Below are 18136 nucleotides of genomic sequence, written 5' to 3'. Positions count from 1 at the left end.
ATGAAGATCCATCTTCTTTTTTTGTTTTAAAAAGAAAGAATTAAAGGATTTCTGAAGCAATGAAAGTGGCTCCAGCAGCATTATTTAAAGGTGAAATTCCTTTTATGAGCCTTCAGCAAGATTTATGATCCGTCATCATTTTTTATGGTCCTTGAAATGAATTTATGATCCTTAGTACATTTTAATCTTATTTATTAAGTCCTTTCACCATCGTTCTATCAATCCTTTTTGTCGAAAAGTCTATTAATGAGAAATTGCAGCTTAAAACACTTTCCACTCAAAAAACTCCTTTTTCATCAACTCTTACATTCACCATCCAACATACAAATAACATACTCACGACTCAAATACTTATTTTAAAAGCCATATTTCCCTAAAGTTAAACGAATGGTAAAATAATACAATATAAAGTTGTAAATTAGGAGAATTAACGTGGAAATCATAATCATTATCCTTTTTATTATTTTTTCTATTTTGTATTTCCTTTTAATGCGATCGATGTCGATTTTAGAAAAAGAACGAAGGGTGGATAAAGATAAAATCCTACTCTGTGCATATAGGAATTGTTATCATGCGGTTTTATGGATATTCTTAATACCGATAACAGCAGATGCCTTTTTTAAGGTAGAACCGAATTATCATTTATTATTTTATTTAACCTTCGTATCCAACCAGGCATAAGCTAGCTGCACTGGCTGGTTTCTTATTTTTATAATTAAGGTATATCCATGGTATGGAGTAATTGACCAAAGAGATAAGGAATTTTTTTAGCAGTTATGTTTAAAAATTGATTAATAAAAGGCAGCTCATGTGAAGTATATGTATGGAACAGTTCACTCCACCACTCCGTATCATAGCGGCTAATCATACTTAAGTTATAGAGAAGAACATAATGTACCATCAACTCATTGAGAACAGGCATTTGCAGCAAATTACGATCAACCGGAAAGTAATATGTATCTTCCGTATAGTGATAATTGAGAGGAAAACAATCGAATGGATGCAGCTGTTCATTTAATAAAATATGATAATTATTTGTACCTCTCCACTCCAATTTCATTTTAGAGGAAACCATACAATTTATGTATTCCTCAAACCGTTCAGCTGACATATGCAGCAAGTCAGCAGCATTGCCTGATAATGAAAAGCCACCGTTGGATTCTCTGTTTATTTTAATCAGATAAAATTCATTAGTCATTTGTTTGTATAAAGGAACTAGTTCTGGCAATGTTTTTAGGAGGTGATTCATCATAAACTTTTCGCCTTCTATGTGTTTCATGTGAAACATTTTTTCGCAAAAATGATTAAATAAACCCGTTTTTTGTACTTTCACTTCATCATTTAAAAATTCATAGCTCCGTTTTTTTCTCTTTCTCGTAGATAATCCATGAGCCAAAACAGAACTCGAGTCGGGATAGTCAGGATCCCTGCATAATATACAAGCCTTCATTAACTGAGTCATTCCGTAAAAGAGAAGAACTGGCTTAATTTCTGCAGGAGCTTGATCTGCCAGTTTATAGTATTTTTTACCGTGTTCAATATAGTAAATAAATCCATAAGTATTATCAAAGCTTTTTCCGTTACTATCCTGTAAATTTAATTCTTCATATTGTTTTGCTAGAAATTGCTGTGTTTTTTGAGAGGAAAAGAACATATCAAACAAAGACCAAACATCTTGCTTCATTACCATGAGTTATTTTCCTCCTGCAATTTAAATTATTTGAAAAATCGAACATATCTTGTATTCCTTGACACTAGTTTACCCAGTTGATAATCTACAAATAATATTTTTCTGGATTAAAAATTTGAAGGGGTGGGTTCGGCATGTGGCAAGATAAATTTGCAAAAGAAGGATTAACGTTTGATGATGTGTTATTAATACCTGCGAAATCTTCAGTTCTTCCTAATGAGGTCTCCATTAAAACCAGGTTATCTGATTCGGTACAATTAAATATTCCGATTATAAGTGCTGGGATGGATACTGTCACTGAATCAAATATGGCGATTGCAATGGCGCGTCAAGGCGGTCTTGGAATTATTCATAAGAATATGTCTATTGAAGAACAGGCGGAACAAGTGGACCGTGTTAAACGTTCTGAGAGTGGGGTAATCACAAATCCATTCTATTTAACGCCAGAACACCAAGTTTTTGATGCGGAGCACTTAATGGGTAAATACCGGATTAGCGGTGTACCAATTGTAGATGCTGATAAAAAGCTAGTAGGTATACTTACTAATCGTGATTTACGATTCGTTCAGGATTATTCCATTAAGATCTCAGATGTAATGACAAAGGAGAACTTAGTAACAGCTCCTGTAGGTACTACATTAAAAGAAGCGGAAAAAACGCTTCAGCAATATAAAATTGAAAAACTTCCTTTAGTTGATGAAGATGGTACACTTCAAGGTTTGATCACAATTAAGGATATTGAAAAGGTAATCGAATTCCCTAACTCTGCAAAAGATTCTCAAGGACGTCTCTTAGTAGGTGCTGCAGTCGGAGTTACAAAGGATGCACTGCTGCGTGTTGAGAAGCTGGTTGAAGCAGGTGTTGATGCAATTGTTATTGATACAGCGCACGGACATTCAGAAGGTGTTTTGCAAAAAGTAGCTGAAGTTAGATCTGCTTTTCCGAATTTAACGATTATTGCAGGAAACGTAGCAACAGCAGAAGCAACAGGTGATCTTATCGAAGCAGGAGCAAGCGTTGTAAAAGTAGGAATCGGTCCTGGTTCCATCTGTACAACTCGTGTTGTTGCTGGTGTAGGTGTTCCGCAAGTTACTGCGGTATACGATTGTGCTACTGAAGCGAAGAAATACGGTGTGCCGATTATAGCGGACGGCGGCATCAAGTATTCAGGAGATATCGTAAAAGCACTTGCTGCAGGCGGACATGCAGTTATGCTTGGCAGCATGCTTGCTGGGGTATCAGAGAGTCCAGGAGAGCGTGAAATCTTCCAAGGGCGCCAGTTTAAGGTTTATCGCGGAATGGGTTCTGTCGGTGCGATGGAACGCGGCAGCAGCGATCGATATTTCCAGGAAAATAATAAGAAGCTTGTCCCAGAAGGCATTGAAGGACGCGTGCCGTACAAAGGACCTCTTGCTGATACCGTATATCAGCTTATCGGAGGCATCCGTTCAGGTATGGGTTATTGCGGAACGGCAACAATTGAAGAACTTCAAAATGATTCCCGTTTTGTAAAAATTACGGGAGCTGGACTTCGCGAGAGTCATCCGCATCAAGTTCAAATTACGAAAGAAGCACCAAATTATTCGGTCTAAAGGCACATTTTAGGACAGAGGTTTAACCTCTGTCTATTTTTTTGAAAAGGTGTATGTTACAATAATTTTTGTGTGTAAATGGGTATGGAGGTGCAGTTTTTTGAACAGCAGGATAAAACAACTATTAGCGTTGACGCTAGTATTTTCATTTGTAGTTGGAAGTTTATTTAGTTTTTCTCAAACAGCAAGTGCAGCACCATCTTTAGATGTTAAAGCTGAAGGTGCTATTCTTGTAGATGCAGAAACAGGAAAAATATTATATCAGAAAAATGCTGATACATTACTTGCCCCAGCAAGTATGAGTAAGATGATGACTGAATATTTATTGCTTGAAGCAATTAATAAAGACAAGATTTCTTGGGATCAGAAAACAAGTATTTCTGAATATGCACATAAGATTTCTCAAAACCGTACATTATCAAACGTGCCATTACGAGTAGATGAAAAATATACTGTTCGTGAATTGTATCAATCAATGGCGATTTATTCAGCAAATGGTTCAACGATTGCATTAGCTGAACTTTTAGCTGGTTCAGAAGGTGAATTTGTTAAAAGAATGAATGCCAAAGCAAAAGAATTTGGCATGAAAGATTATAATTTTGTTAACTCTACAGGTCTTAACAATAAAGATTTGTTCGGTAACCATTCGAGTGGTTCCGAAACAGATGAAAATATGATGAGTGCTCGTGCAACCGCTATTCTTGCTTTCAGATTGCTGCAAGATCATCCAGAAGTTTTAGAAACAGCAAGCATTCCACGTATGAAATTCCGTGAAGGTTCAGATGACGAAATTCAAATGGAAAATTGGAACTGGATGCTGCCTGAACTAAACAGCGGGTATAAAGGGGTAGACGGACTAAAGACTGGTTCTACAGATCTTGCTGGTAACTGTTTTACAGGTACGATCAAACAAGGCGATACACGACTAATTTCGGTTGTGATGAAAACAGATAGCCGTTTAGCCCGATTTAAAGAAACGAAAAAATTGTTTGATTTTGGATTTGCTAATTTTGAAAAAGAAAATATATTGCCTGATAACTATCAAGTTAAGGGTAATAAAACTTTACCTGTTGTAAAAGGTAAAGAAAAAGAAGTAAAGATCGCAACAAAAGAACCTCTTTCAATGGTTATCAAAAGAGGAGAAAAAGAAAATTATAAGCCGAAATTTGTAGTTGATAAGAAAAAATTGACTAAAGAAGGCGAACTGACCGCTCCTTTTAAAAAGGGAGAAACCGTTGGGCATATCAAAATCGAGTACAAAGGTAAAGGCGAAGATTACGGTTACCTGCTTGATGGAGATACAAAAGGAAAGACAGAAGTTGTTACGACAAAATCTGTTGAAAAAGCAAACTGGTTCGTTCTAGCGTTAAGAGGTGTCGGAAGCTTCTTTGGCGGAATCTGGTCCGGAACTGTGGACATGATTAAAGGCTTGTTTTAATTTTAAAATATTTTCAAAGCTCCTCAGCTTAAGCTGAGGAGCTTTTTTTCTGAAAATAGAGAGTCTTGCGCTTTTCTTGAATTGCGATAAAATAGATGAGGATACTAGTTTTATTTTAAAAGAACCGAGAAAATCGGTTCTACCACATATAATCAGGGGGTAGTGTAGCATGTTAAAAACCGGTACTGAACGTGTAAAACGAGGAATGGCAGAAATGCAAAAAGGCGGCGTCATTATGGACGTTATTAACGCTGAGCAAGCGCGTATCGCGGAAGAAGCTGGTGCAGTAGCAGTAATGGCATTAGAACGTGTGCCTTCAGATATTCGTGCAGCAGGCGGGGTAGCCCGTATGGCTGATCCAACAATCGTAGAAGAAGTTTTAAATGCTGTATCTATTCCTGTGATGGCAAAGGCGCGTATTGGACATATTGTTGAAGCTCGCGTGCTTGAAGCTATGGGTGTGGATTATATCGACGAGAGTGAAGTGTTAACACCTGCAGATGAAGTTTTCCATTTGTTGAAGAGTGACTACACTGTACCTTTCGTATGCGGTGCACGTGATCTTGGAGAAGCATCACGCCGTATTGGTGAAGGTGCATCAATGCTTCGTACAAAAGGTGAGCCTGGAACAGGAAACATCGTTGAAGCCGTTCGTCATATGAGAATGATTCAAGGGCAAATCCGCAAAGTTGTAGCGATGAGTGAGGACGAGCTTATGACTGAAGCAAAGAACTTAGGTGCTCCATTTGAAGTTCTTCTTCAAATCAAAAAAGCTGGAAAGCTTCCTGTAGTTAACTTTGCAGCAGGCGGTATCGCAACACCAGCAGATGCAGCACTTATGATGCAGCTTGGTGCAGATGGAGTATTCGTAGGATCTGGAATCTTTAAGTCTGAGAACCCAGAAAAATTTGCTCGTGCCATCGTTGAAGCAACTACTCATTATCAAGATTACAAATTAATCGCTGAACTTTCTAAAGGTCTAGGCACTCCTATGAAAGGTATTGAAATTTCCACACTGGCTCAAGGTGAGCGCATGCAGGAGCGAGGCTGGTAAATACATGCTGAAAATTGGAGTTCTTGCTTTACAAGGTGCAATACAGGAACATGTTAAAGCGATAGAAGCTTCTGGAGCTCAAGCTTTAGGGGTAAAACGAGTAGAAGAGCTTGAAGAGCTTGATGGCTTGGTGATGCCAGGCGGCGAAAGTACAGCGATGAGACGTTTGATCGATAGATATCAATTCCTTGAACCGTTGAAGGAATTTGCAAAAAACAAGCCTGTTTTTGGTACTTGTGCAGGATTAATTTTAATGGCAAAAAGAATTCAAGGTCAGGACACAGCTCATCTAGAGCTGATCGACATGACGGTTGAACGCAATGCGTTTGGCCGCCAAGTTGACAGTTTTGAAGCTGATCTTATGATTCACGGAGTTGGTGAAGATTTTACAGGAGTCTTTATTCGTGCACCGTTTATTGTAGAAGTTGGTCCTGAAGTTGAAATTCTTTCAAAGCATAACGACCGAATCGTTGCAGCCAAACAAGGTCATTTCTTATGTGCAGCTTTTCATCCGGAATTGACAGACGACTACCGTCTACATCAATTTTTTGTAAAAATGGTACAAGCAAACAAAGAAGTAGTTGCATAAAATAGAAAAATGCTGTACATTACTATAAAATCATCATAAAAAATCAATGACAGGAATTAGTAACAAAAATGACTTTGCGTAGAGAGTCGGTGGCTGGTGAAAACCGATCAAAGCGTTTTGTGAATCCATCCTCGAGTGAAAAGCTGAACTTAAGTATGCTTTTCCGGTGAAGAACCGTTACATTTAAACGAGCCGGCAGTAGGCATAGTTCTATTGCAATCAGGGTGGCAACGCGGGTTAACTCTCGTCCCTGTTTCTAATGTGATCATTAGGAGCAGGGGCGGGAGTTTTTTGATTTTTTATAACGAAAAAAGGAGGAAATAAGTATGTTGGATTTAAAATTTGTACGTGCTAATTTTGAAGAAGTGAAACAAAAACTGTCTGCAAGAGGGGAAGACCTTTCTGGTTTAGATCAGTTTGAAGCGCTTGATCAGCGCCGCCGTGAATTAATCGGTGAAACGGAGGCTTTAAAATCTAAGCGTAATGAGGTATCTAAACAGGTAGCAGAATTCAAGCGTGAGAAAAAAGAAGCTGACCATCTGATTACCGAGATGCGTGAAGTAGGAGATAAAATTAAGACGATCGATGATGAACTTCGCCAAGTAGAAGAAGATCTCCACGGAATCATGCTTACGCTGCCTAACATACCGCATGAAAGTGTACCTGTTGGAGAAACAGAAGATGACAATGTACCTGTTCGCCACTGGGGTGATGTTCCAGAGTTTTCTTTTGAAGCAAAAGCACACTGGGATATCGCAACTGACTTGAACATTGTTGATTTTGAACGGGGAGCGAAGGTTACAGGAAGCCGATTTGCGTTTTATAAAGGTCTTGGAGCACGTTTAGAGCGTGCACTGATCAACTTTATGATGGACCTTCATGAAGACGAACACGGCTATACAGAAGTACTTCCTCCATACATGGTAAATCGTCAAAGCATGACAGGAACTGGGCAGCTTCCTAAATTTGAAGAAGACGCATTTAAGATTCGTGAAGAGGATTATTTCCTGATTCCAACTTCAGAGGTGCCAGTAACAAATATGCACCGTGAAGAAATCTTAGCGGCTGATGAACTTCCGATCACGTATGCAGCATACAGCGCATGCTTCCGTTCTGAAGCAGGATCTGCTGGCCGTGACACACGAGGATTGATCCGTCAGCATCAGTTTAATAAAGTTGAGCTTGTACGCTTTGTTAAGCCGGAAGATTCTTACGATGAGCTTGAAAAGTTAACAGGCCATGCCGAAAAAGTACTTCAGCTGCTAAACCTGCCATACCGTGTATTGAGCATGTGTACGGCTGACCTCGGATTTACAGCTGCTAAAAAATACGATATAGAAGTATACCTTCCAAGCTACGGTGAATACCGTGAGATTTCTTCTTGCTCTAACTTTGAAGATTTTCAAGCGCGCCGTGCTCAAATTCGTTTCCGCAGAGAAGCGAAAGGCAAGCCTGAGCTTGTTCATACACTAAACGGATCTGGTTTAGCGATCGGACGAACAGTAGCAGCAATTTTAGAGAACTATCAGCAAGAAGATGGAACGGTTATCATCCCAGAAGTACTTCGTCCATACATGGGTAATAAAGAAGTAATCAAGTAAACCAAAAAGGGCTGTCCCAAAAGTAAGGTATACTTACTTTTGGCAGCCCTGATTTTTTTTACGGATGACTTTAACATTGGGTGAGAGGCCCAAGAAAAATCTGGTTCCTGGTGCGGAAATCAATAGCTTCCAATTGAAACAAAGTTTACGAAAAAAGATATATTTTTTTATAAAATTACGTTGACACTATATTTACTCACATGTTATTATAGTTCTTGTCAGTCACACGGAGGTATACCCAAGTCCGGCTGAAGGGATCGGTCTTGAAAACCGACAGGGGTTTAACGACCCGCGGGGGTTCGAATCCCTCTACCTCCTCCATATACATATTCAACCTCATCTGATTTTATCAGGTGAGGTTTTTTGTTGTTTTTGTATATGGATAAGAGCGAATTTCAGAGTTAACTGTAAAATAATTTTTCCTTATCCTATAAGTAATGTAAGCGCTAACACTTTAAAGTATTAAAAAATGTTATTGACAGAACTTTTCGACAGGTAGTAATATGTCAATTATAACTTAATCAAATAATCAACACTTATTAAGAGAGACTGAGGGATCAGGCCCAGTGACGTCCGGCAACCTCCATTATGGAACGGTGCTACTTCCTGCAGAATGATTCATTCATTCTGGAAGATAAGTCGATGTATGTCTATTCGCCCTCTTCCATTGAATGAAGAGGGCTTTTTATATTGAAGGAGGACAGAAATATGATTGAAGTGCGTAATGTAACGAAAATATATACCGCTAAAGGAAAAGACATTGTTGGGGTTAAGGATGTTTCACTTACGATAGAAAAGGGTGAGATATTCGGAATTGTTGGCTACAGCGGTGCTGGTAAGAGTTCTCTCCTCCGTTGCTTAAATTTATTAGAAAAACCAACATCAGGGGAGATTTTAATCGACGGTGTCTCCATTACGAAATTATCTAAAAAAGAACTTCGAGAAGAACGACTGAAAATAGGAATGATCTTTCAGCATTTTTATCTTATTAGTGCCAAAACCGTATATGAAAATATCGCATTTGCGTTAAAAGCTGCCGGGAAAAAGAAAGATGAAATTAATCAAAAGACTCTTGAGCTGCTACAGATGGTGGGGTTAGAGAGTCAAAAGGATCAGTATCCGGCTCAGCTGAGCGGCGGACAAAAGCAGCGGGTCGGAATTGCACGCGCACTAGCCAACGATCCAAAAGTTTTGCTTTGTGATGAAGCTACTTCTGCACTCGATCCTAACACGACAAAAGCTATTCTTTCACTTCTGCAATCCATTAATAAAAAGCTTGGCATCACAATTGTTCTTATCACACATGAGATGGAAGTCGTAAAAGAGATTTGTCACAGGATGGCAGTGATGCAGGATGGAGAAATCATCGAGACGGGTGATGTTTATAACTTATTTGCACATCCGGAGAAAGAGTTAACGAAAACGTTTATTAGCAGTGTCATACAGATGAACCTTCCGGAACCGCTCTTAAAGGGGCGTAAAGGAGTAGTAATTAAAATTCATTTTAAAGGCGCGATAGCAGAAGAAGCAGTTGTCTCTGAACTCTTCCAAAACTTTAAAGTGAAAGGAAATATACTACACGGAAAGATTGAATACATTCAGGAAACTCCATTAGGGATTTTTATTATGGAACTGATAGGTGATGAAGCAGAAGTTAAACGGGCCATCGCTTACATTAAAGATCGAATCGAAAATTTAGAGGTGGTGAAACACGTTGCTTGATTCTTTGTACAGCATCCTGCCAGACTTGAATAAAGCATTTTTTGAAACATTATATATGGTCGCGATCTCATTGGGTGTTTCTCTGATCGTAGGCCTTCCACTAGGGGTCGCATTGTTTGTTACAGACAAAGGGCTATTGTTTGAAAACGTATGGATAAAACAAATTGCAGGTATTTTAGTAAATCTAATCCGTTCTGTACCGTTTATTATTCTTCTCGTAGCTCTGCTGCCTTTAACACAACTGATTACGGGTACGACGATCGGTCCAACCGCAGCCTCAGTATCATTGTCTGTAGCTGCTATACCATTCTTTGCACGTTTAGTTGAGACCTCATTAAGGGAGATCGATAAAGGTGTGATTGAAGCAGCTGTTGCGGTAGGGGCAACGCCATGGATGATCATCCGTGAAGTACTGCTTCCTGAAGCGAAGCCAGGAATCGTTCAAGCGATTACGGTCACAGCAATAAGCTTATTAGGCTACTCTGCTATGGCAGGTATTGTAGGGGGCGGGGGAATCGGTGACTTTGCGATTCGATTCGGCTATTACAGATATGACAACACCATCATGTTCACAACGGTTGTTCTGCTGATTGTCATCGTGCAGCTCATGCAAGTCATTGGTGACGGAGTAGCTCGAGCGGTAAATAAAAGATAAAAAAGGGGATTCCACATGAAAAAAATAATACTTACACTATTCACTGCAATTGCTGTCCTGGCTTTAGCCGCTTGCTCTTCCACTTCAGGCGCATCAAAAGATAAAGAAATTACCCTTGGTGCAACTGCTGGTCCTTATACTGATATGGTAAACAAAGCGATAAAACCTTCTTTAGAGAAAAAAGGCTATAAAGTTAAGGTTGTTGAATTCAGCGATTATATCCAGCCAAACTTAGCGCTTTCTAAAGGTGATCTCGATGCAAACCTTTTTCAGCATAAAGTCTATATGGAGAACTTCGCAAAAGAAAAAAATCTTAAACTTTCTGAAGTCGTAGTTGTCCCTACAGCTCCAATGGGACTGTATTCAAATAAATTCAAATCGATAGAAGAGATAAAAGAAGGAAGCACACTTGCGATTCCTAACGATCCGGTGAACTTAGCACGTACATTAATCATGCTTAAAGATGCTGGACTTATAACGATAAAAGAAGATACTAATCAGCTGACAGCGTCTGAAAAAGATATTAAAGACAATCCAAAAAACTTAAACTTTAAACCGCTAGAAGCAGCCCAGCTTCCGCGTGCCGTACAAAGTGCTGATGTTGCTGCAGTACCAGGAAACTTTGCACTCGCTGCAAAAATGGATCTCTTGGACGCGCTTCAGCTTGAAAATATGCCTGATACGTACCGAAATCGTGTGGTTGTTAATACAAAAGATCTTGAATCGGCATTCGCAAAAGATATAAAAGAAGTAGTAGAATCCAAAGAATTTGAAGAAGTCATCGATAAAGAGTTCAAAGGCTTCGGCAAGCCTGAATGGATGAAAAAATAAGTGTTTGCTTGTCATTTTAAGAAGAAATATATGAATATACGATGAAAATGCACCGGCTCTAATTAAAAAGGAGCTGGTTTTTCATTTTTCATTTAAAATTCACCCATTATATTACGTATTTTCAAACGTTAAAGATTAGTGTAATCGAGTAATTTAAATCATGGGGGCGAAAACAGGGCTGCACCGGGCGAAATCAGGAATTGTTGGGGCTAAAAAAAGGTTCCATTGGGTACATAAAATCAAAACTATCATCTGTATCCCATTCAAAAACCTTATATTAAAAATTAAGCCCCGTGTCAATTTAATGACTTACGGGGCTTTTTGCTTTTATAAACGAACTTCACGTTTTGCTTCAATCTTTTGTGCGATTTTTCCTACGATATCGTTAATCGATTCAGGATTTTCACGAAGATCATAATCGTTAATGTTTACACGAAGTACCGGACATGAATTGAAAGATGCGATCCATTTTTCATAGCGGTCATACATCTCTTCCCAATAAGATACAGGTGTCTCTTGCTCCATCTTGCGACCACGCTTCTGAATACGAGCTAAAATATCATCTAAAGAACCTTCCAGGTAAATCAAGCAATCCGGCTGAGGGAAATAAGGTGTCATCACCATCGCTTCAAAAAGGTGGGTATATGTATCATAGTCTACCTCGGACATATTCCCTTTGTCATAATGCATGCGGGCAAAAATCCCTGTATCTTCATAGATGGAACGATCCTGAACAAATCCTCCACCATAATCAAACATTCTTTTTTGCTCTTTAAAACGTTCAGCTAAAAAGAAAATTTGCAGATGAAAGCTCCATCGCTTGAAATCATGATAGAAATTTTCTAAGTATGGATTGTTGTCGACCTTTTCCATAGAAGTACGGAATTTTAATTTATCAGCTAGAGCGTTGGTCAATGTTGATTTACCTGCACCAACCATTCCGGCTATAGTAATTACAGCATCATTTGGAATTCCGTATTGGATAAGCTTGTTCATTTTGCAACTTCTCCTTTTTTCAAAGTTGCCTCTATTAAGGATAAAATTTTCTCTTTATCCATTTCATACGCAACAAAATCTAAATCGTCTCCATTAAAACTCAGCACCGGAATCTCAGGGTGCTGTCTTTTAAAGGCGGACATGAACGTATCATAATCAGCAGCAAGCTGTTCTAGGTATGCAGGCTCCATGTTTTGTTCAACGAATCGTCCGCGCTTTCTAACGCGTTCTAATAATGTATCAAGACTGGCATTTAAGTATATGATCATGTTCGGAACGGGCATATCTTCTGTTAAGATATCAAAGCACTGCATGTATTTATTGTAATGACGGTCTTTTAGCGTTCGACCGGCAAAAATTCTGTTCTTAAAAATATGATAATCGGAAACGACAGGTATTTGTTTCGCTAGATATTGATTTTGAATATCTTCAAGCTGTTTGTACCTGTTGCAAAGAAAGAACATCTCGGTTTGAAAACTCCACTCATCGATGTCGTCGTAAAATTTTCCGAGAAAAGGATTCTCTTCTACAATTTCCTCTAGTATTTGAAATTTAAAGTGCTCGGCAATAGCTTTTGCCAGTGATGTTTTCCCTACGCCAATCGGCCCTTCAACTGCGATAAAGGGGGTTGAACTCATCTTCCTTTTCCTCCCTTTCTTTTAACAAAACGAAAAATTACAGACAAAGAATATTGTAGCATACGTTTGGAAAAGGTGGATAGATTATCGGTAAATTTAATCGATAATCACAACTTCTTAGTAGATTTTTCTTTGTTTGTTTTTATTAGCTTGCTCGATTATAGCGGTTAAATCTAAATCTTCACTAAGACTTATATCGGCATCTAGTGTTGTTTCCATTAATATTAATGCTCTCTCATTGTCTTCTTCTATATTAGATGCGGAACAATCAGAAGGTGCATATATATCGAATCCGCGCATATAGGCATCATTTGCAGTGAAGAGGACACAAATATTGCCTGCAACGCCGCATATAATCAAAGTTTGCACGTTAAGATCATTTAATAAAGTTGATAAAGGCGTTGAAAAGAATCCAGAGTGCTTTGGTTTTATTACAAAATAGTCGTCATCGTCAGGCTGCAGTTTTTTTACAAACTCCCCGCCATCTTGTTCCATGCAGTACTCGACGAGTTTTTGTTTATCGGACTGCCATTGTCCGAAATTATCATTTACATAAATAACAGGAATACCTTCTTTTTTAGCCCGTTTTTTTAGGTTTGATATTCTTTCTGCAATAGGAGCAGATGTTTTCAATAAAAGAGGAGCTTCAGGAAAATTAAAGTCATTAATTACGTCAATAATAAGCATGGCGACAGGGATCTTATTTTCGTTTTGCGGCATGGGTGTCCCTCTCCTTTGTTTTTTTAGAAGGTAGTTGATTTCCGTTACAGGATGCTCGCTTTCCGCGGGGCGGGCGGTGAGCCTCCCTATCGCTTCGCGCTGTCGGGGTCTCACCTGTCCCACTGATCCCGCAGGAGTCTCGCACCTTGCACTCCAATCAATGCCTTATTGAAAAGATTCCTTTCTTTATTATTTACAAAACCTCTTGTATAATCTCTAACAACTAAAACTTTGGAGCGGGACGATAATGGTGACATTAGAAAAAGATGAGTATTTCATGGAACTTGCATTAAAAGAAGCGGAGAAAGCGGCTGAAATCGGTGAAGTTCCGATCGGTGCTGTATTAGTAAGAGACGAAGAGGTTATTTCAAGGGCTCATAATTTACGAGAAGTCGAACATAGAGCCATTGCCCATGCGGAGTTATTAGCGATCGATAAAGCTTGTAAAGAAACCGGTGCATGGAGACTCGAAGGTACTACTCTATATGTAACGCTGGAACCATGTGCCATGTGCGCAGGTGCGATCGTTCTCTCTAGGGTGAACAGAGTCGTATATGGAGCTAAAGATCCAAAAGGGGGCTGTGCGGGTACATTGATGAATCTTTTACAAGAAGACCGTTTCAATCATCAATGTGAAGTAGTCTCAGGTGTAAAAGAAGAAGCATGCCGAGAAATCCTTTCAACCTTTTTTAAAAATCTCCGAGATCTCAAAAGGAAAGAAAAGGAAGAACGAAAGAGTCAGCTTTAAGGCTTGTACGGTTGATTTTTAATGACAGGCATAGTATACTAAATCTTGCACATTTGATTGTGCATCTAACAATGTTATACACTTTGTCGCGCTAGATGGGGAGGTAGCGGTGCCCTGTACTCGCAATCCGCTGTAGCGAGGTTGAATTCCTCTCCTCGGTTAGTTCAACGTATGGCCGACGGACGTAAGTGGTGTTGATGTCCGGGTCCTGCGCAACGGAGACCCATGAACCCTGTCAGGTCCGGAAGGAAGCAGCAGTAAGTGGATCACTTCGTGTGCCGTGGGGCAACCTGGACTGAGCTAACTGCGTCTGTACGCATAGGTTGACTATTCCAAAGAGAGGTGCGCGGCATTCTAATATATAAACAATAACTCATCCTTGTCTCAGGGGTGAGTTTTTTGTAATGTTTCAGTATAATAAAGAGAGAATGAAGTGATTTTAGGGAGGCAAAGGGATGAGTTATCAGGCACTCTACCGTGTATGGAGACCGCAAAGCTTTGAAGATGTGGTCGGGCAGGAACACATTACGAAAACGATTCAAAACGCCTTGATGCAGGACAAGCTTTCCCATGCCTACCTGTTTTCAGGACCAAGAGGAACGGGAAAAACAAGTATAGCCAAAATTATTGCAAAAGCCGTTAACTGCGAGCGTGCTCCAGTTTCAGAGCCTTGTAATGAATGTGATGCATGCAGAGGCATAACGAACGGAACCATTTCAGATGTGCTCGAAATCGATGCGGCGTCAAATACAGGGGTAGATGATATTCGTGACATACGGGACAAGGTAAAGTTCGCTCCTTCATCGGTAACGTACAAAGTCTATATTATTGATGAAGTACATATGCTATCCACTGGAGCATTTAATGCTTTATTAAAAACACTGGAAGAACCGCCGAGTCATGTTATTTTTATTCTGGCAACAACAGAACCGCACAAAATTCCTTCTACCATCGTTTCAAGATGCCAGCGTTTTGATCTTAAGAGAATATCATCTCAGTCTATCATCGGACGGATGAAAAAGGTCGTCGACGCAAACGGTACAGAAGTCGAAGATGAAGCATTGCAATTACTGGCTCGAGCTGCTGAAGGCGGGATGCGTGACGCGCTAAGCTTATTGGATCAGGCGATTTCGTACAGTGACGATAAGGTAAGAGTCGAGGATGTGCTATCTGTAACCGGATCAGCTTCTCAAAAACATCTTTCAGATATGGCAGAAGCCTTTTTAGAAAAAGATGTATCAAAGGCTTTAACCATATCAACAGATCTTTTACAAGAAGGAAAGGATCCTGTACGGTTCCTTGGAGACTTGATCTATTACTACAGAGACATGCTTCTGTATAAAGCAGCACCTCAGCTTGAAGAGTTATTGGAACGTGTTTCAACAGATGAGTCTTTCGAGCAACTGGCGACTTCGACTGAAACGGAAAGTATCTATTCCATCATCAGCCAGTTGAACCAGGCTCAGCAAGAGATGAAATGGACCAATCACCCTAAAATCTTTCTAGAGACTACGTTCATTAAAATATGTTATCAAAAACAAGCAGGTGGTTCGGTACAGACGGAGAATGCTTCTGTTGAACCTCTTTTGCAAAGAATTGAACAGCTTGAGCAGGAATTGACAAAGATGAAGCAGGGCGGATGGACTCAAAGCGGCTCTTCTGGTTCTCCTGAGCAGGATGCACCTAAAGAAAAAAGAGTGATTCGTACACAAGGCGGAGCTTCACATGGTCAAGTAAAAGAGATGTTGAAAAAAGCAAAGAAACCAAACCTCGTGCAATTAAAAGGCATGTGGGGCGAAATTTTAGATAAGATCCGGTCAGAAAAAGTAAGTGCCTATGCTCTGCTTTCTGGTGCAGAACCAGTAGCGTGTTCCGATCAATTATTCCTGCTTTCTTTTCAGCATGAAATTCACAGACAGATGGCTTCACAAGATAACAACAGAAGCTATGTTGAAGGGGCAGTTTATAGTACAATAGGAAAGAACCTGTCCATGCTGTCCATTTTGGATCCGGAATGGCAGAAACTAAAAGCTGAATTCATTAAAGAGCAACAGCAAGGCCAACCGTCTGCTGAAGAGCAGGAAACAAAAGATGATCCACTTATTACAGAAGCGATCAAGTTGGTTGGCGATGATTTAATTGAGATAAAAGAAGAAGAGAACGAATAAGGAGGAGTTTTAAGATGAAAGGCAACATGAACAATATGATGAAACAAATGCAAAAAATGCAGCGTGATATGGCAAAGGCTCAAGAGGAGTTAAAAGATAAAGTAATCGAAGGTACTGCTGGCGGCGGAATGGTTACGGTTAAAGCTAACGGCCATAAAGAGATCGTTGATATTGTGATTAAAGAGGAAGTTGTAGACCCGGATGATATTGAAATGCTTCAAGACCTTGTGTTAGCGGCTACGAACGATGCACTTAAGAAAGTAGACGAAATGGTTTCACAAGACATGGGCAAATTCACTAAAGGGCTAAACATTCCTGGTTTATTCTAGGAGTTAATTCATGCATTATCCTGAACCGATATCAAAACTGATTGAAAGCTTTATGAAATTGCCGGGCATCGGACCGAAAACGGCGGTTCGCCTGGCATTTTTCGTATTGGAAATGAAAGAAGATGACGTTCTCGACTTTGGCCGTGCGCTGGTCAATGCAAAACGGCAGCTTATCTATTGTTCCAATTGTTTTCATATTACTGACCGTGATCCTTGTATGATCTGCGATGATTCAAGCAGAGACCGTTCGACGATTTGTGTCGTGCATGATTCAAAAGATGTTATCGCAATGGAAAAAATGAAAGAATACCGTGGTCTTTATCACGTTCTTCATGGAGCAATTTCTCCTATGGACGGTATCGGACCGGAAGACATAAAAATTGCCGAGCTCTTAAAACGTTTAACAGACGAAGGAGTTCAGGAGATTATTATGGCGACGGATCCAAATATTGAAGGAGAAGCAACGGCTATGTATATGGCACGACTTCTAAAACCCACAGGCATTAAAATTACCCGTATCGCTCATGGACTCCCAGTTGGCGGGGACTTAGAATACGCGGATGAAGTTACGCTATCTAAAGCGCTTGAAGGCAGAAGAGAAATCTAACTAAAGGGGTTTGCTACATGTTTTTTTCCCGTAAAGGGCGCTTGAAGCGGTCCGGAGATCAACAGTTGCTCCAAAGTCTTGATGAATTAAAAATAGAATGGATGCATCAGAAAGAAATGGTGGAACGCAGTGTCGAACCATCAGAAGAAGTAATCTTTAAACTTCAATTAGCAGAATCGAAATACTTCTTCTTATTAAAAGAAGCTAAAAAAAGAAATGTAACGACCAGCAGATTAAAATAACTGCTGGTCTTTTTTATGGACAACTCCCATACAATGTCTAGTAAATAAAACTGGATGTATGTATAGGAGGTTTAAACAGTGGAGCCTATTACTGTAATAGCGATACTTGGAACCATCATCTTCGTTCTCTTGCTTGCCGGTGCTCCAATGCGCCCTTTAAGGTGGCTTGGATTTGGGATCACACGTTTTTGTATTGGGGCCTTGCTTCTTTTCTTATTAAATGCGATCGGCAATTCCTATGATGTACACATACCAATCAATATGTTCACAGCACTAATATCAGGAATAGCAGGCCTGCCGGGATTAGCTTCACTAGTCGCAATTGAGTTCTTCATTTTAGGATAGAATTCCTCATAAAAAATAATTCTGCTAATCGGTCCAGAGGCTGGGACACAAGCCTTCTGGGCTTTTTTTATTAAAAACGAAAATAATTTCAAGATAGCTATTGACCATGCTTGTGAAGCGTGATATATTATTAAAGTCGCCAAAACGAGCGGCGCACTAAACGAGCTTCAC

General features: G+C 39.7%; 18 protein-coding genes, 1 tRNA gene, 1 other RNA gene, 1 riboswitch and 1 other annotated feature. Of the genes, 16 read left to right on the top strand and 4 right to left on the bottom strand.

The annotated features are described in order from the left end of the window. Positions 1 to 715 precede the first annotated feature (715 nt). Positions 716 to 1690, bottom strand: coding sequence for a YaaC family protein (locus tag UN64_RS19320; RefSeq protein WP_077365826.1), 975 nt, complete (start codon positions 1688 to 1690; stop codon positions 716 to 718). A gap of 134 nt (positions 1691 to 1824) precedes the next feature. Here UN64_RS19320 and guaB point away from each other — a divergent pair, with 134 nt between their 5' ends. The 9 genes from guaB to UN64_RS19275 all read left to right on the top strand — a co-directional run bounded on the left by guaB (position 1825) and on the right by UN64_RS19275 (position 11172). Next, entirely contained in the window at positions 1825 to 3282 is a 1458-nt protein-coding gene (gene guaB, locus UN64_RS19315) for an IMP dehydrogenase (protein WP_077365824.1), read from the top strand. A gap of 100 nt (positions 3283 to 3382) precedes the next feature. Beyond that, a complete protein-coding gene (locus UN64_RS19310) occupies positions 3383 to 4720 on the top strand; it encodes a D-alanyl-D-alanine carboxypeptidase family protein (protein WP_077365822.1) in 1338 nt (445 codons plus the stop codon). A 169-nt stretch (positions 4721 to 4889) separates the two neighbouring features. Further along, positions 4890 to 5774 carry a pyridoxal 5'-phosphate synthase lyase subunit PdxS gene (gene pdxS / locus UN64_RS19305; RefSeq protein WP_066285337.1) on the top strand — a complete coding sequence of 295 codons (885 nt, stop codon included), beginning with the start codon at positions 4890 to 4892 and terminating at the stop codon, positions 5772 to 5774. A gap of 4 nt (positions 5775 to 5778) precedes the next feature. Then, the gene (gene pdxT, locus UN64_RS19300; protein WP_077365820.1) at positions 5779 to 6363 is read left to right on the top strand and encodes a pyridoxal 5'-phosphate synthase glutaminase subunit PdxT; all 585 of its coding nucleotides are present in this window, start codon (positions 5779 to 5781) and stop codon (positions 6361 to 6363) included. 37 nt (positions 6364 to 6400) lie between these two features. Then, positions 6401 to 6618 (top strand) — a binding site (T-box leader). A 71-nt stretch (positions 6619 to 6689) separates the two neighbouring features. Further along, entirely contained in the window at positions 6690 to 7964 is a 1275-nt protein-coding gene (serS, locus tag UN64_RS19295) for a serine--tRNA ligase (protein WP_077365818.1), read from the top strand. Positions 7965 to 8192: 228 nt separating this feature from the next. Next, positions 8193 to 8285, top strand: a tRNA-Ser gene (locus UN64_RS19290). Positions 8286 to 8497: 212 nt separating this feature from the next. Continuing rightward, positions 8498 to 8605: riboswitch (SAM riboswitch) on the top strand. 67 nt (positions 8606 to 8672) lie between these two features. Then, positions 8673 to 9686, top strand: a complete 1014-nt coding sequence (locus UN64_RS19285; protein WP_077365816.1) for a methionine ABC transporter ATP-binding protein — start codon at positions 8673 to 8675, stop codon at positions 9684 to 9686. Beyond that, complete coding sequence (locus UN64_RS19280) at positions 9679 to 10341, top strand: methionine ABC transporter permease (protein WP_066285344.1); 663 nt, start codon at positions 9679 to 9681, stop codon at positions 10339 to 10341. Before UN64_RS19285 ends, UN64_RS19280 begins: the two co-directional genes overlap by 8 nt. Before the next feature lie 15 nt (positions 10342 to 10356). Further along, positions 10357 to 11172, top strand: a complete 816-nt coding sequence (locus UN64_RS19275) for a MetQ/NlpA family ABC transporter substrate-binding protein (protein ID WP_077365814.1) — start codon at positions 10357 to 10359, stop codon at positions 11170 to 11172. A gap of 327 nt (positions 11173 to 11499) precedes the next feature. Here the strand turns inward: UN64_RS19275 and UN64_RS19270 are convergent, their stop codons facing one another. From UN64_RS19270 to UN64_RS19260, 3 genes are all read right to left on the bottom strand, one after another. Further along, the gene (locus UN64_RS19270; RefSeq protein WP_077365812.1) at positions 11500 to 12168 is read right to left on the bottom strand and encodes a deoxynucleoside kinase; all 669 of its coding nucleotides are present in this window, start codon (positions 12166 to 12168) and stop codon (positions 11500 to 11502) included. Then, positions 12165 to 12806, bottom strand: coding sequence for a deoxynucleoside kinase (locus tag UN64_RS19265; RefSeq protein ID WP_077365810.1), 642 nt, complete (start codon positions 12804 to 12806; stop codon positions 12165 to 12167). Before UN64_RS19265 ends, UN64_RS19270 begins: the two co-directional genes overlap by 4 nt. 117 nt (positions 12807 to 12923) lie before the next feature. Further along, entirely contained in the window at positions 12924 to 13526 is a 603-nt protein-coding gene (locus tag UN64_RS19260; RefSeq protein WP_077365808.1) for a cysteine hydrolase family protein, read from the bottom strand. A gap of 247 nt (positions 13527 to 13773) precedes the next feature. Here UN64_RS19260 and tadA point away from each other — a divergent pair, with 247 nt between their 5' ends. From tadA to UN64_RS19225, 7 genes are all read left to right on the top strand, one after another. Continuing rightward, positions 13774 to 14274, top strand: coding sequence for a tRNA adenosine(34) deaminase TadA (tadA, locus tag UN64_RS19255; RefSeq protein WP_077365806.1), 501 nt, complete (start codon positions 13774 to 13776; stop codon positions 14272 to 14274). A gap of 86 nt (positions 14275 to 14360) precedes the next feature. After that, positions 14361 to 14624, top strand: an RNA gene (ffs, locus tag UN64_RS19250) — signal recognition particle sRNA large type. A gap of 105 nt (positions 14625 to 14729) precedes the next feature. After that, on the top strand, positions 14730 to 16442 hold the full coding sequence (dnaX, locus tag UN64_RS19245) for a DNA polymerase III subunit gamma/tau (RefSeq protein ID WP_077365804.1): 1713 nt from the start codon (positions 14730 to 14732) through the stop codon (positions 16440 to 16442). Between the two features lie 14 nt (positions 16443 to 16456). Beyond that, positions 16457 to 16771 carry a YbaB/EbfC family nucleoid-associated protein gene (locus tag UN64_RS19240; RefSeq protein ID WP_066285355.1) on the top strand — a complete coding sequence of 105 codons (315 nt, stop codon included), beginning with the start codon at positions 16457 to 16459 and terminating at the stop codon, positions 16769 to 16771. Positions 16772 to 16781: 10 nt separating this feature from the next. Then, positions 16782 to 17378, top strand: coding sequence for a recombination mediator RecR (recR, locus tag UN64_RS19235; protein ID WP_077365802.1), 597 nt, complete (start codon positions 16782 to 16784; stop codon positions 17376 to 17378). Positions 17379 to 17395: 17 nt separating this feature from the next. Next, on the top strand, positions 17396 to 17620 hold the full coding sequence (locus tag UN64_RS19230) for a YaaL family protein (RefSeq protein ID WP_066285359.1): 225 nt from the start codon (positions 17396 to 17398) through the stop codon (positions 17618 to 17620). 78 nt (positions 17621 to 17698) lie between these two features. Then, positions 17699 to 17965, top strand: coding sequence for a pro-sigmaK processing inhibitor BofA family protein (locus UN64_RS19225; RefSeq protein ID WP_077365800.1), 267 nt, complete (start codon positions 17699 to 17701; stop codon positions 17963 to 17965). Positions 17966 to 18136: the final 171 nt, after the last annotated feature.

Origin of the sequence: Fictibacillus arsenicus (assembly GCF_001999465.1) — a bacterium.
In the GTDB taxonomy this organism is placed as follows: Bacteria; Bacillota; Bacilli; order Bacillales; family Fictibacillaceae; genus Fictibacillus; species Fictibacillus arsenicus.
This window is presented reverse-complemented; position numbering and strand designations above follow the sequence as displayed.